Annotated in this window: 13 protein-coding genes; 10 read left to right on the top strand and 3 right to left on the bottom strand. The window is 58.7% G+C overall.

What is annotated here, in order from left to right; translation table 11 throughout:
* Positions 1 to 216 precede the first annotated feature (216 nt).
* Positions 217 to 609 carry a DUF2794 domain-containing protein gene (locus AC07U5_RS01960; protein WP_062424926.1) on the top strand — a complete coding sequence of 131 codons (393 nt, stop codon included), beginning with the start codon at positions 217 to 219 and terminating at the stop codon, positions 607 to 609.
* A 193-nt stretch (positions 610 to 802) separates the two neighbouring features.
* Here the strand turns inward: AC07U5_RS01960 and AC07U5_RS01965 are convergent, their stop codons facing one another.
* From AC07U5_RS01965 to AC07U5_RS01975, 3 genes are all read right to left on the bottom strand, one after another.
* Entirely contained in the window at positions 803 to 1,585 is a 783-nt protein-coding gene (locus AC07U5_RS01965; RefSeq protein ID WP_062597381.1) for a Bax inhibitor-1/YccA family protein, read from the bottom strand.
* Between the two features lie 266 nt (positions 1,586 to 1,851).
* On the bottom strand, positions 1,852 to 4,401 hold the full coding sequence (locus AC07U5_RS01970; protein ID WP_494722147.1) for an ABC transporter permease: 2,550 nt from the start codon (positions 4,399 to 4,401) through the stop codon (positions 1,852 to 1,854).
* Positions 4,398 to 5,111: an ABC transporter ATP-binding protein gene (locus tag AC07U5_RS01975; protein WP_062597379.1), complete on the bottom strand. Its 714-nt coding sequence runs from the start codon at positions 5,109 to 5,111 to the stop codon at positions 4,398 to 4,400. Before AC07U5_RS01975 ends, AC07U5_RS01970 begins: the two co-directional genes overlap by 4 nt.
* Positions 5,112 to 5,178: 67 nt before the next feature.
* On the opposite strand from AC07U5_RS01975, the gene AC07U5_RS01980 reads away from it, so the two are divergent.
* The 9 genes from AC07U5_RS01980 to AC07U5_RS02020 all read left to right on the top strand — a co-directional run bounded on the left by AC07U5_RS01980 (position 5,179) and on the right by AC07U5_RS02020 (position 13,354).
* Entirely contained in the window at positions 5,179 to 5,829 is a 651-nt protein-coding gene (locus tag AC07U5_RS01980) for an arylesterase (protein ID WP_494722148.1), read from the top strand.
* A gap of 68 nt (positions 5,830 to 5,897) precedes the next feature.
* Positions 5,898 to 6,491, top strand: coding sequence for an RNA 2',3'-cyclic phosphodiesterase (thpR, locus tag AC07U5_RS01985; RefSeq protein WP_062424921.1), 594 nt, complete (start codon positions 5,898 to 5,900; stop codon positions 6,489 to 6,491).
* Positions 6,492 to 6,638: 147 nt separating this feature from the next.
* Positions 6,639 to 6,944 carry a 4a-hydroxytetrahydrobiopterin dehydratase gene (locus AC07U5_RS01990; RefSeq protein ID WP_112359229.1) on the top strand — a complete coding sequence of 102 codons (306 nt, stop codon included), beginning with the start codon at positions 6,639 to 6,641 and terminating at the stop codon, positions 6,942 to 6,944.
* A gap of 52 nt (positions 6,945 to 6,996) precedes the next feature.
* Positions 6,997 to 7,374, top strand: coding sequence for a YkvA family protein (locus AC07U5_RS01995; protein WP_062424919.1), 378 nt, complete (start codon positions 6,997 to 6,999; stop codon positions 7,372 to 7,374).
* A 359-nt stretch (positions 7,375 to 7,733) separates the two neighbouring features.
* On the top strand, positions 7,734 to 8,237 hold the full coding sequence (locus AC07U5_RS02000; protein WP_062424918.1) for an invasion associated locus B family protein: 504 nt from the start codon (positions 7,734 to 7,736) through the stop codon (positions 8,235 to 8,237).
* A gap of 368 nt (positions 8,238 to 8,605) precedes the next feature.
* Positions 8,606 to 9,778 carry a dual-specificity RNA methyltransferase RlmN gene (gene rlmN, locus AC07U5_RS02005; protein ID WP_494723241.1) on the top strand — a complete coding sequence of 391 codons (1,173 nt, stop codon included), beginning with the start codon at positions 8,606 to 8,608 and terminating at the stop codon, positions 9,776 to 9,778.
* A gap of 742 nt (positions 9,779 to 10,520) precedes the next feature.
* Positions 10,521 to 11,474 carry an ABC transporter substrate-binding protein gene (locus AC07U5_RS02010; RefSeq protein WP_494722149.1) on the top strand — a complete coding sequence of 318 codons (954 nt, stop codon included), beginning with the start codon at positions 10,521 to 10,523 and terminating at the stop codon, positions 11,472 to 11,474.
* Positions 11,475 to 11,681: 207 nt separating this feature from the next.
* Positions 11,682 to 12,563 (top strand): ABC transporter permease, encoded by an 882-nt coding sequence (locus tag AC07U5_RS02015; protein ID WP_062444666.1) that lies wholly within the window; start codon positions 11,682 to 11,684, stop codon positions 12,561 to 12,563.
* Positions 12,560 to 13,354, top strand: a complete 795-nt coding sequence (locus AC07U5_RS02020) for an ABC transporter ATP-binding protein (protein WP_062444386.1) — start codon at positions 12,560 to 12,562, stop codon at positions 13,352 to 13,354. Before AC07U5_RS02015 ends, AC07U5_RS02020 begins: the two co-directional genes overlap by 4 nt.
* Positions 13,355 to 13,359: the final 5 nt, after the last annotated feature.

Genomic DNA, 13,359 nt, shown 5'->3' on the forward strand with positions numbered 1-13,359 from the left:
GGGTCATCTTGGTGCCTAGGCATCAATTGACAATCGCACTATTCCATTGAATTCGGGCCATGATTTGTTCGAAATTGGGCATTTGCGCCCGCTTGTTCTGCCTCATTGGTTACCGGAAAAGCCGCTCTTTGCCGGACGACTTTGCGGGCTTGCAATTTCGCCAAGGCGAGGACAGACTGTCGCAGAGATGTCATAAGCAGTCGAGCGAGGTGCCGGATGGCCGATCAGCCGGATTTGCAATACGCGACTTCCCAGACCCGGGAAGGCTCCACCGTCGTTGATCTTCGGGAATACAAGCGAGCCAAGGACCCCTTGCCCGTGACCTTCCACCGCCGGGAACTGGACGCCATTTTGCGCGTCTACGGCCGCATGGTGGGCGAAGGTGAGTGGCGCGACTACGCCATCGACCACATGAAGGAAAAGGCAGTCTTCTCCGTCTTCAAGCGCTCCGGCGAAATGCCGCTCTTCAGGATCGAGAAGAACCCGAAGCTTGCTGCCAAGCAGGGAGCCTACAGCGTCATCAACACCGATGGCCGCATTCTCAAGCGCGGGCATGAGTTGCCCCAGGTGCTGAAGGTGTTCGACAAGGCTTTGAAGCTGATCGACTAGAGTTGTGCGTCCGATGGGACGCAAAAGGGACGCATTACCTTTTTGAATCGACGCATGGTGCTTTCCGGACATCGAGTCCGATCTTCGGGCCGATGTTGTCAGGCGGCAGGGGAGCGATGCTTCCTCGGCCTCATAGGCGGGCATGAAAAAGGCGGCCAGTGGCCGCCTTTCTGTTTGAGCGCTATCGCGATCCTTAGTTGTTCCGGTTGCCCAGGAACTGAAGCAGGAACATGAACAGATTCAGGAAGTCGAGGTAGAGCGTCAGCGCACCCATGATCGCCTTGCGACCGGCCACGAGAACGTCATCACCTTCGAAGTACATTTCCTTGATCTTCTGCGTGTCATAGGCGGTCAGGCCTGCAAAGATCAGAACGCCGATTGCAGAGACTGCAAAGCTAACAGCGCTCGACTCCAACCAAATGTTCACGACCGACGCGATGATCAGGCCGAACAGACCCATGATCAGGAACGAGCCCATGGCGGACAGGTCCTTCTTGGTCGTGTAGCCGTAGAGCGACAGAGCGCCGAAAGAAGCAGCGGTGATGAAGAACGTCTGGACGACGCTAGCTGCGGTGTAGGCCACGAAAATCGACGAAATCGATAGTCCAACCAGGGCAGCGTAGACCCAGAACGTTGCTTGAGCAGCAGAAACGCTCATCTTATGAACGCGGAAGCTTAGGAAGAAGACGAGGGCTAGCGGTGCCAGCATGACGACCCAGCGAAGAGGCGATGCGTAGACCGCAGCGCCGAGCTGGGTCAGCATTGTACCGTTGCTAAGCGTCGCGACGGCCGCCGCAGGATCGGTTGTTACAGCGAGGCTAGCAAAACCGAAGGCAGCAACACCGGTAATCACCAGCGCGAGCGCCATAAGGTTGTAAACCTTCACCATGTAGGAGCGAAGACCTTGGTCGATCATCGCACCAGACTGAGCACGGCCTTGAGCCATACGGTTCTGGTAGTTGTTAAAGTCAGCCATTGTTTCCTCTTTTAGCTCCGAAGTTGCTACGGTGTCGGGATAAGACCACTATGCGGATACTATCCCAGGCGCCGCTGCGGAGCTACAGCAAGCCTACCAGAGAATATGAGGCGATGGCGCAGCCGTTACAAGTGCCAAAAATAACGAAAAAACACCGTATGCGCGAAAAGCGATAACGTTTTTGACATCATTACCAAGAATTAATCGTAAAAGTTAAATCGCGCACAACTTTTCCGTTTTTTAGATTTTCACTTGCATCCAACGGCTTACTCGCCCGCCTGGCGCAGCACCGGTGCAGCCTTCTGGCCGAGGATGCGCCATGTGCCGATCAGCCCGATGCCCACCGTCATCACCAGCGAAACGACAAGCGTGCCAATTGCCACATCGGGCAGGAAGCTGGAGGGCAGCTTCATGATGCGGGCAATCACGAACCATGCGGAGACGCCGCCCGCCAGAAGGGCGAAGGTGGCGGTCGCCACGCCGAGGATCATGTATTCATAGGAGAAGGTGCGGATCAGCATGGAGCGCGTTCCTCCAAGTGTTTTCAGGATCACGGCATCGCGGGTGCGCGCACGGTTGCCCGCCGCCAGCGCGCCTGCCAGCACCAGCACGGATGCAATCAGCGCAACAGCTGCCGCCGCGCGTATCGCGGTTGCTAGCTGACCGACCAGCCGGTCGACGATATCGAGCGCATCTTTGACGCGCACCGTGGTGATCGTCGGATAGGCGTTGGTAACGTTGCGCAGGATCTCGCCTTCCTTGGCGGGTGTCGCCGACGGGTCTGCGAGCGTTGCCAGCCATGCATGCGGTGCGCCCCGGAACGTGTTGGGCGAAAAGACCATGACGAAATTGATCGACATGGACTGCCACTGCACATCGCGCAGATTGGCGATCTTGGCGGTGATGCTGCGGCCAAGGACGTTGACGGTAACCGTATCGCCAATCTTGAGGCCAAGTTCGCCCGCCTCTTCGGCGGCAAACGAGACCAGCGGCTCGCCGCTATACTCCTTGCCCCACCAGGTGCCTTGCGTGAGCTTGGCATTCTCCGGCAGATCTTCCGAATAGGTGATGCCGCGATCGCCGCGCAGAACCCAACGGCCGGATGGCGGCACTTCGATCTTGGTGACGTCCTGGCCGTTCAGCGCCAGGATACGGCCGCGCAGCATGGGAACTTCTGTCAGCGTACCTTCCGGCGCCTCGCGCTTGACGAGGTCGCGGAAGCCATCGCGCTCGCTTCCCTGAACGTCGACGAAGAAGAAGTTCGGCGCTTTCTCCGGTAGCGTCGATGTCAATTCCCGCCGCAGATTGCCGTCGATCAGTGTCAGCGTCACCAGAAGCGTGAGGCCAAGACCAAGCGACAGCACAACGGAAGGCGTCAGCGCGCCGGGGCGGTGGATATTGCCGATGGCGAGCCGAAGGGCTGCGGAGTGAACGCGTGGACTGCGTCTCGCCAGGGCGCGGATGCCCCAGGCGACAAGCCTCAGCACGACGAAGGCGAAGGCGATCGCGCCGAGAAAGACCGAGGCGATGAAGCGATCATCCGCCGTGAAAATGGCAAGGCTCGCAAGCGCTGCAAGAAGGATTGCCGTTGCAGCCAGATACGGCCAGGAAGGAAGCTTCCCTTCATCGAAGCCCTGCTCGCGGAAGAGTGCGGTTGCCGGCACCTCGCGTGCCTGACCGAGCGGCACGATGGCGAAGGCAAGTGTGGTCAACATACCGAAGACGGCGGCAAGCCAGAGTGCCGAAGGGTAGAAGGCAAGCTCCTTCGGTACCGGCAGCACGCCGTCCAGAAAGCGCATGGCAATGAGTGGCGCTATGGCGCCGAACAACAACCCGATCAGAATGCCGACGCAGGCAATGAAACCGATCTGGAACAGATAGGTCATCGTCACCACGCTTGCAGGCGCGCCAAGGCATTTTAGCGAGGCAATCGTGGTGCGCTTGGAATCGAGAAAGGCGCGTACCGCATTGGCGACACCAACGCCGCCGACGATCAGCGCAGTGAGGCCAACGAGCGTCAGGAATTGGGAGAAGCGATTGACGTTTTCGGTGAGCTGCGGCGCTGCCCGATCGCTGGTGCGAATGGACCAGCCGGCGTTGGGAAACTGCTTGTTGGTCGTTTCGATGATCGTCGCGCGTTGCGACGGGTCGGTCAGACGCACCTTGTAGGCATGCTCGACAAGGCTTCCCGTCTGGATCAGGCCGGAGGCGATAAGTGCATCGCGGCTGATGAGCAGGCGGGGCGCGAAGCCGAAACCGTCAGACAGCGTGTCCGGCTCGGTGACGATGGTACCCGTCAGTTTCAGCCTGGCATTGCCAAGAAGCAGTTCGTCGCCGACCTTGATGCCGAGACGCTCAAGCAGCATGGGGGCCGCGACCGCGCCGAAGCTCTCGCCTTGTTTGGCCAGAAGCGCGGGAAGGGGTTGCGCCGGCTCGGCGACGAAATCGCCGTAGAGCGGATAGGCGCCATCGACGGCCTTGACCTCGGCCAGGCTCTGCTGTGAGCCGTCTTCCAGTCGCGCCATGGAGCGCAGCCCGTCGGAGACGGCAACCTCACCGAGGCTATCGATATAAGCGCGCTCTTCAGCACTCGCCTCGCGGTTTCTGAGTTCGAAGCGCACGTCGCCAGCCAGGATCGACTGACCTTCGTCGGCGATAGCGCTGGTGACTGCGCGCGAGACGGAATTGACGGCTGCGATAGCGCCCGTGCCAAGCGCGATACAGGCAAGAAAGATGTAGAACCCACCAAACCCGCCGCGGATTTCCCGGCGTGCCAATCTCAGCGCATTTCGAATGTTGGCGGCAGACGGGATCATGCGCTTGCCGCCTGTCTGGCGGCGGTGGAGCCGGCACTTTCGCCTTCGATCTGGCCGGAACGAACCTTGATCTGGCGGGTGCAGCGGGCGGCAAGAGACGGATCATGGGTGACGAGGATCATCGTCATGCCACGCTCTGCCTGCTTCGAAAACAGCAGATCTGCGATCTGCTTGCCGGTATCGGTATCGAGATTGCCCGTCGGTTCGTCGGCGATCAGCACGGCGGGCGAGGGGGCAAGCGCTCTGGCAATCGCCACGCGCTGCTGCTCGCCTCCAGACAATTGGCCGGGATAATGGTTGAGGCGCTGGCCGAGGCCGACCGCGGTCAGTTCTCGCGTCGCAATGTCGAAAGCATTCGGCACATTGGCAAGTTCAAGCGGAACGGCGACATTCTCAAGCGCCGTCATATTGGCGATCAGGTGAAAGGACTGGAAGACGATCCCGATATTCTTGCCGCGAAAATCCGCCAGCGCGTCTTCGCCAAGCGTATGGAGATGCGTTCCCGCAATTGTGATCTCGCCGCTATCAAGCCTTTCAAGGCCCGCCAGAACCATCAGCAGCGTAGACTTGCCGGAGCCGGAAGGCCCGACAATACCGACGGCTTCGCCCTCTTCAATGGTGAGATCGATGCTCTTCAAAACGTGGACGGAGGCGGCGGCGCTGCCAAGGGTGAGATCCGCTTTCTTCAGCTCGATGGTGCTTTTCGCCACGTTTTTGCGTTCCTATATGATCAAGAGTGCAGAAGCCTTGCTGGCTTCACCAATTAGGAAGGCTGAAATGAATTTTAAAGCCGTTGTCGCTCACTTCGTCGTCATCCTTGGGGCGTTTCTGTCCTCTTCAGCCGCCTGGGCTCAAGATAGACCTTTGCAGATCGTCGGCTTCGGCGACAGCCTGATGGCCGGTTATCAGCTTGCGCCGAACGAAAGCTACGCCGCCCAGCTCGAAGCCGCGCTGAAAGCCAAGGGCGTCAATGCGGTCGTGACCAATGCCGGCGTTTCGGGCGACACGAGTTCTGCCGGCCTTGCGCGCGCCGAATGGTCGGTACCGGATGGGACCGATGGCGTGATCCTGGAGCTTGGCGCCAACGATGCGCTGCGGGGCATTCCGCCTGCCGATACCGAGAAGAACTTGGCGGCCATCATCGAAGGATTTCAGAAGCGCAATATCCCGGTTCTCATGATGGGCATTATCGTGCCGCCAAACATGGGGGGCGACTACGGCAAGGCGTTCAACCCGATCTATGAGCGGCTGGCGCAGAAGTATCAGATCCCGCTCTACCCGTTCTTCCTGGACGGTGTCGTGCTCGATCAAAGCCTGCAACTGGAAGACAGAATGCATCCCAATGCCAAGGGCGTTGCAGTGATGGTGGAGAAGTCTCTGCCAGCCGTCGAGGCCTTTGTTAAGACTATCCGTGAGCAAAAAAAATAAGCACTTGCGCAGCGAAGCTTTGCATGATTCGCTGTCCTTGTTCTGCCAAGAGATTCGGGGAGCTCGCCATGCCGAGACTGTTTACCGCCCTCGAAATTCCGCGCAATGCGGCGATGAGCCTTTCATTGTTGCGCGGTGGTCTACCGGGAGCCCGGTGGATTGACGTGGAGAATTATCACATCACCTTGCGCTTTATCGGCGATATAGACGGACGCACCGCTGACGAAGTGGTCGACCGGCTGGATCGTATCGATCGCGAGGAGTTTCAGATCAACCTGACGGGGATGGGCTCCTTCGGATCGAAGAAGCCACATTCGCTTTGGGCCGGGGTTTCTCCCTCTCCGGAAATGGTCGCTCTCCAGGCAGAAATCGAGCGCATCTGCCAGCGTCTCGGATTACCGCCGGATCCGCGAAAGTTCACGCCGCATGTGACGCTGGCGCGGCTTCGCAATTCCAGGCTCGACGATGTGGTCCATTATCTCTCGGGTCGTGGGGATTTCCGAACCTCCCCCTTCACCGTCGGGCGCTTCGTGCTGATGTCCTCGAAGGAATCGGTTGGCGGCGGGCCTTACATCGTCGAAGAGGCCTTCCCGCTCTATGAAAGCCGTTCAGCTGGCGTCTATGCCGACGCTGGACTGCTTCCGGAGAAGAGCCTGTTCTAACTCTATGATGTCTGAACATGGTATCGGCTGGGCAAACGTCCCGGCCGAGCATCCATTTGCGCGGTTGATCTGACGGTCAAACATGAACCAAAGCGCATGCCCGTCCGTTCAGTTGCATAGAACAGTGTATCAGGGGAAGGGACCATCATGACCTATGCGAAACTTGAAGCGGACGCCGTGCGAACGGCGCTTGAGACGCTGGAAGGCTGGTCTTTGCGCGAAGACGGTCTGGCAATCGTCAAGGCCTACAAGTTTGCCAGTTTTGCCGAAGCCTTCGGTTTCATGGCTGAGTGCGCGCTGGCGGCAGAAAAGCTCAATCACCATCCGGAATGGTCCAATGTCTATTCGCGGGTGAAGATCTGTCTCACCACGCATGATTCCCAAGGGATCACCGAGCGCGATATCCTGCTGGCAAAGGCGATGGAGAAGGCGGCTGCCGGGCGCGGCAATTGAACAGCGGTCTTCATCGCCTATATTATTCGTCATGACCAAAGGAACTACGACCATGGATGACGTCAAGATCGGTGAAATCCTGCTTCCCGGCGATCCCGACACGCAGAAGGAACGCGAGGAGACTGTTCGATCCAAGTTCTGGCCGAAGATGAAGCGGGTGGTTAGCAAGGTACCTTTTGCCAGAGACGCGGCTGCGGCCTATTATTGCGCTGTCGATCCCTCCACGCCGCTTCGAGCCAAGGGTATTCTGCTTGCAGCACTTGGGTATTTCATCATGCCGATCGACGTCGTGCCGGATGTTCTGGCGGTCATCGGCTTTACCGACGATATTGCGGTTTTGACCGCAGCCCTTGCGATGATACGGGCGCATATCAAGATGGAGCATTACGACGCCGCCGATCTTGCGCTGGAAAAGATGCGCGAGGAATAACGGCTCTGTGATGCGCCGTTAGACGCGGTTCCAAATCCCGACAAATTCTTGCCTGAATTGCCGTGTCATACCTTTTGCGTGGCGCTGACTCGCGTCGCTCGAAGCGTGTTTTACATGCGTTGAGGACCTCTGACGCATGCATTTCGGTCAAGGCGTTTTCAGCCTTGGCGCAGCATGTTTCTTGGGGCGCGGGGAGTATCCGAACTGTAACACCGCGATACAATTCTCACCTTTTAATGATGGCGTTGACGGTTTGGTAACCGTTCCTTAGCCAAAATGAAGATGACGGCCTTCACCTCGCACCGGCCCGGCCTAGCCGTTCGGGCAACTGGAAGACAATAAACCCGGCAGGAATTTCAATGTTTGTAAGAAGTGTAGCAACCGCAGCCGCCATTTTGCTGACCAGCGTCAGCATTGCCTCTGCACAGTCGCCCACGCGCATCCAGCAGTTCAACGCTTGGGGTGCCTATTCGTACAAATCGGGTAAAAGTACCGTTTGCTATGTTCTTTCCGTTCCAACCGCCAAGGAGCCGGCAAGTGTCGACCATGGCGATATCTTCTTCATCGTGTCGCAGCGTCCCGGTCAGAACATTTCCTATGAGCCGCAGGCCATGGTGGGCTATCCGCTGAAGGAGGGCTCCAAGGTCAATGTGACGATCGATGCCAAGAACTTCGTGATGTTCACCAAGGACAAGGCGGCCTGGGTCGAAAATGCCGCTGAAGAGCCGGCACTCGTCGCAGCCATGAAGGTTGGCAAGAGCATGACCGTCAAGGCGACCTCCGGTCGCGGCACGGCAACCTCCTATTCCTATTCGCTGTCTGGCATCTCGGCTGCTCTCAAGCAGATCGAAAGCTGCAAGTAAGCAGTTCTAAAAACTAAAGCGTGCCGCGATCTTTCAGATCGCTCCTCACGCTTTAGACTTTCTTCTTCCGCATGTCGGTATCGCAAAACCGGTTTCCACTTTTGCGCGACATGCTTTAAGTCTGATGGCCGGTCCCTGACCGGCCATTTGCGTTTTTGCCGGTTTGATGCTAGATGCGCGCCAACACGAATGCTGGCGACACCATGTGATCGCCGCGCTTTTGGATTTTCTCGACATGCAGATGACGTTCCGCCGTTTCGACTGGTCGGTTTCGCTCGTGCATTGGATGATGGGATAGGACGATGTCCACTTTGGAAGCTACACCCGGTCTTGCAGTCAAGGCGCCTCTGGTCGCCAACAGCGACCTCATGTCGGACAAGCCGTCGCTGATCGGCATGACGCGCGATGAGATGGCGGATGCGCTGACGGAGATCGGCGTGCCGCAAAAGCAGGTCAAGATGCGCGTCAGCCAGTTGTGGAACTGGCTCTATGTGCGCGGCGTCTCCGATTTCGACAACATGACCAATGTCGCCAAGGAGCTTCGCAAGACGCTGAAGGCGAAGTTCACCATCGCGCGGCCGGAAATCGTCGAAGAGCAGATCTCCAATGACGGCACGCGCAAGTGGCTGATGCGCTTTCCTCCCCGGGGCGCCGGTCGCCCGGTGGAAATCGAGACCGTTTATATCCCGGAAGAAGGTCGCGGGACGCTTTGCATCTCCAGCCAGGTCGGCTGTTCGCTCACCTGTTCCTTCTGCCACACCGGCACCCAGCGGCTGGTGCGCAACCTGACGGCGGAAGAAATTCTCTCGCAGCTTCTACTCGCCCGCGATCGTCTGGGTGATTTCCCGGATGGCTCGACACCGGTCGGCGCCTATGTGCCGAGCGAAGGCCGCAAGGTCTCCAACATCGTGATGATGGGCATGGGCGAGCCGCTCTATAATTTCGAGCATGTGAAGACCGCACTCCTGATCGCAACCGATGGCGATGGTCTGTCGCTCTCCAAGCGCCGCGTCACGCTCTCCACCTCCGGTGTCGTGCCGGAAATCTTCCGCACCGGCGACGAAATCGGCGTGATGCTGGCGATCTCCCTGCATGCCGTGCGCGACGAGCTGCGCGACATGCTGGTGCCGATCAACAAGAAGTATCCGCTGAAGGAGCTGATCGACGCCTGCCGCAATTATCCGGGTCTCTCGAATGCGCGCCGCATCACCTTCGAATATGTGATGCTGAAGGACGTCAATGACAGCCTGGAAGATGCCAAGATGCTGACCCAGCTTCTGAAGGGCGTCCCGGCCAAGATCAATCTCATCCCCTTCAACCCATGGCCCGGCACCAACTATCAGTGCTCGGACTGGGCGCAGATCGAGAAGTTCGCCGACTTCATCAATCAGGCCGGCTACGCCTCACCGATCCGCACCCCGCGCGGCCGCGATATTCTGGCAGCCTGCGGCCAGCTGAAGTCGGAATCCGAACGCATGCGCAAGACCGAGCGCCTGGCGTTTGAAGCGATGATGATTGCCAATCATGGTGCTGACGACTGATTTTCCGCTGTCGTCGCCCCGAGGACAGCCTCAGTCTTGAGCCTTTCCGGTAAGGGGCTTGTGGCGACACTCTTTCTGACGTCACCTTTGAATCCAGGTCATCTCCCGCTGCCTCCGGCAGCTTTTACATTATCCGCTGTGTTCCACTTGCGACTGCAGCTTGCTCGGCACCGGGTTTGTCCATAACTCATCCAGCTCAGCAAATACTCGGTTGGCAAAACCGTCTTCCAAGAGGGCAAGTGCGGATGTTGCCACTGGTTCTATGGTAAAACGTTCGGGATAGCCCAGCGCTGAAAGACGTTGAGCGCAGGAGGGATGAGAGGACAGCTCGTCGACCTCCATCGACCATGCGTGCTGCGCATCCTGTGACTTTGGTGATCTCTCCAGGATTGCGCATGCCGACAGAGGCGTAAGCGTCCTGATTGCGTCGGGCTTGAGTACTCATTGCAAGAACACGTCTGTATCTTGATCGCGGAAATTTTGTCTTACGTCAGACGGGTGTTGGCTTTGAGCTTGGCTGCGGGGTATCGGGCTGGCGTGGTATAGACGGCATCCGCGAGAAGAGGATCGGCAGTTGCAATCTATTTTTCGTCGGGCTTATGGACCTCAGCGGCTTTCGATTGAACCTTACCCTCAACCCAATCAAATATTTGATCACTCCGATCTGTCCCACGTGATTGATTTCGGCTTAACCCTTTCTTAAAGAGGGCGGGAAAAGCAAAACAATCGGAGGAATACCCCTATGCGCGCACTTATTCTGGCGCTTGCCGCCGCCACGGCTCTCGTCCTTCCCGCCAAGGCGGAAGACGTCACCGTCGCTGTCACAGCCATTGTCGAGCATCCAGCCCTCGATGCCGCACGTGATGGCGTCAAGGCCGCACTTGCTGAGGCTGGCTACAAGGAAGGCGAAAACCTGAATTTCGTCTACCAGTCCGCGCAGGGCAACCCAGGTACCGCCGCACAGATCGCCCGTCAGTTCGTTGGCGACGCTCCGAACGTCATCGTGCCGATCTCCACGCCTTCGGCTCAGGCCGTCGTTGCCGCAACGCGCGATATTCCAGTCGTCTTCACCGCGGTTTCCGATCCCGTCGGCGCGCAGCTCATCAAGTCGATGGAAAAGCCCGGCCGCAACGTCACTGGTCTTTCTGACGCGCTTCCGGTCAATGAGCATCTGGCTCTGGTCAAGGAAATCGTGCCGTCTGCCAAAACGATCGGCTACATCTACAACTCGGCTGAGGCCAACTCCGTTTCGACGCTCGCTCTGTTGAAGGAAGCAGCGGCAAAGGCGGGTCTCACAGTTGTCGAATCCGTCGCCACCAAGTCCTCCGAGGTCCAGGGCGCGACCCGCGCGTTGGTCGGCAAGGCGGATGTGATCTACGTCCCAACCGACAACACCATCGTCTCCGCCTTCGAAGCGGCAGCCGGTGTTGCGGCTGAAGCGAAGATCCCGCTCTTTGCTGCCGATACGGATTCGGTTGCTCGTGGTGCCATTGCCGCGCTCGGCTTCAACTATTTCGATGTGGGCAAGCAGACGGGCGCTGTCGTTGTGCGTATCCTGAAGGGTGAGAAGCCCGGCGATATTCCAGCGACCACAGCTGTTGGCACCGACCTTGTTCTCAACAAGAAAGCCGCTGAAAAGGTTGGCGTCACGTTCCCCGAGAGCGTTGTGAAGCGCGCCACGAAGGTGATCGAGTAACACCGAACTTTTCGTCTCAAGTCATCCTCGGCCTCGAGCCGAGGATCCAGGTCTTGATGCTCTCATGAATGGTCGGGTCAAGCTCGACGATGACGAAATCAAAGTCTAGGCCTTCATCATTCCCAATCGAGAGTGCCGCTGACAAGCGGCATTCTTGCTCTATCGGCGCGGCGAAACATCCGGTCGAAAAACCCAAGGACTTCTGTCGTGAGCCAAATCGCCTTCTGGGGTGCCGTCGAACTGGGGCTGGTCTTCGCCTTTGTCGCTATCGGCGTTTATCTCGCCTTTCGCGTGCTCGATTTTCCCGATCTGACTGTTGATGGTTCCTTTCCGCTCGGCGCTGCCGTGGCGGCGGTGCTGATCATTGCCGGGCTTAACCCTTGGCTTGCAACAGGTGTGGCGATGATTGCCGGTGCCGGTGCGGGTATGGTCACGGCGCTTTTGAATGTCCGCTTCAAGATCCTCAATCTTCTCGCTTCGATCCTGACGATGATTGCGCTGTTCTCGGTCAATCTGCGCGTCATGGGCAAGCCGAATGTCGCGCTGCTCAATCAGGAAACGGTCATCGAGCCCTTCTATGGTCTTGGCATGTCCGACTATCTAGTGCGGCCGCTCTTCGTCGGCCTGCTGGTGGTCGTTGCCGTCATCCTCGTCTGGCGCTTTCTGGAAAGCGATGCAGGACTTGCCATGCGCGCCACTGGTGCGAATGCCCGCATGGCCCGCGCTCAAGGGGTAAAGACCGGCAACCAGATCTATCTCGGCATGGCGCTTTCCAACGCGCTTGTCGCGCTTGGCGGCGCGCTCTTTGCCCAGACCAATGGTTTTGCCGATGTGACGTCCGGTGTCGGTACCATCGTCGTCGGTCTTGCCGCCGTCATCATCGGTGAAACGCTGTTCGGTTCGCGCGGCATTCTGATTGCCCTGATCGGCTGCGTCTTCGGATCGATCGCCTATCGTCTTGCCATCCAGCTGGCGCTCTCCAGCGATGCGCTTGGGCTTAAGGCATCCGACCTCAATTTCGTCACCGCCGCGCTGGTGGCCGTCGCCCTCATCCTGCCGCGCCTGCGCCGTGGAGGAGCTGCATCATGATTTCGCTTTCCGATATTCAGGTCATCTTCGGCAAGGGAACGCCGCTGCAAAAGCAGGCGCTCTCCAAGCTCAATCTCACGATCGAAAACGGCTCCTTCGTCACCGTTATCGGCTCCAACGGTGCCGGTAAATCGACCCTTCTCGGCGTGCTGGCGGGCGACGTGTTGCCGAGCGCCGGCAAGGTGACGATCAGTGGCGTGGACGTGACGCGCAAGCCGACGGCCAGCCGTGCGGGCCAGGTGGCGCGTGTGTTTCAGGATCCGCTGGCGGGAAGCTGCGGCGCGCTCACCATCGAGGAAAATCTGGCGCTTGCGGCTGCGCGCGGCAAGGTGCGCGGTCTTCTCCCGGCTCTTGGCGGCGGACGGCGTGCCTTCTTCCAGGACCGCATCGCCTCGCTTGGCCTCGGGCTCGAAAACCGTTTGAAGGACCGCATGGATCTTCTCTCCGGCGGACAGCGTCAGGCGGTATCGCTGGTCATGGCAACGCTTGCAGGTTCCGATGTGCTGCTGCTTGACGAGCACACCGCAGCTCTTGACCCCGGCATGGCGGAGTTCGTCATGGAGCTCACCCGCAAGGTGGTGGAGGAGCGCAAGCTCACCACGCTGATGGTGACGCATTCCATGCGCCAGGCGCTGGATTACGGCGACCGCACCATCATGCTGCATGCGGGCGAGGTCGTTCTCGATGTGTCGGGTGAAAGCCGCAAGGGACTGCAGGTGGAGGACCTGATCGAGATGTTCCGCAAGATCCGCGGCCAGACGATCGATGATGACGAGTTGCTGATCGGCTAAGAAAA

The sequence above is a fragment of the Agrobacterium sp. GW821-FHT02D03 genome (genome assembly GCF_059421725.1).

Coding starts and splice junctions, on each gene's coding strand:
- thpR (WP_062424921.1), top strand. CDS start 5,898: ATGCCGAGACTGTTTACCGCCCTCGAAATTCCGCGCAATGCGGCGATG.
- AC07U5_RS01980 (WP_494722148.1), top strand. CDS start 5,179: ATGAATTTTAAAGCCGTTGTCGCTCACTTCGTCGTCATCCTTGGGGCG.
- rlmN (WP_494723241.1), top strand. CDS start 8,606: ATGTCGGACAAGCCGTCGCTGATCGGCATGACGCGCGATGAGATGGCG.
- AC07U5_RS02010 (WP_494722149.1), top strand. CDS start 10,521: ATGCGCGCACTTATTCTGGCGCTTGCCGCCGCCACGGCTCTCGTCCTT.
- AC07U5_RS01965 (WP_062597381.1), bottom strand. CDS start 1,585: ATGGCTGACTTTAACAACTACCAGAACCGTATGGCTCAAGGCCGTGCT.
- AC07U5_RS01960 (WP_062424926.1), top strand. CDS start 217: ATGGCCGATCAGCCGGATTTGCAATACGCGACTTCCCAGACCCGGGAA.
- AC07U5_RS01970 (WP_494722147.1), bottom strand. CDS start 4,401: ATGATCCCGTCTGCCGCCAACATTCGAAATGCGCTGAGATTGGCACGC.
- AC07U5_RS01995 (WP_062424919.1), top strand. CDS start 6,997: ATGGATGACGTCAAGATCGGTGAAATCCTGCTTCCCGGCGATCCCGAC.
- AC07U5_RS02020 (WP_062444386.1), top strand. CDS start 12,560: ATGATTTCGCTTTCCGATATTCAGGTCATCTTCGGCAAGGGAACGCCG.
- AC07U5_RS01990 (WP_112359229.1), top strand. CDS start 6,639: ATGACCTATGCGAAACTTGAAGCGGACGCCGTGCGAACGGCGCTTGAG.
- AC07U5_RS02000 (WP_062424918.1), top strand. CDS start 7,734: ATGTTTGTAAGAAGTGTAGCAACCGCAGCCGCCATTTTGCTGACCAGC.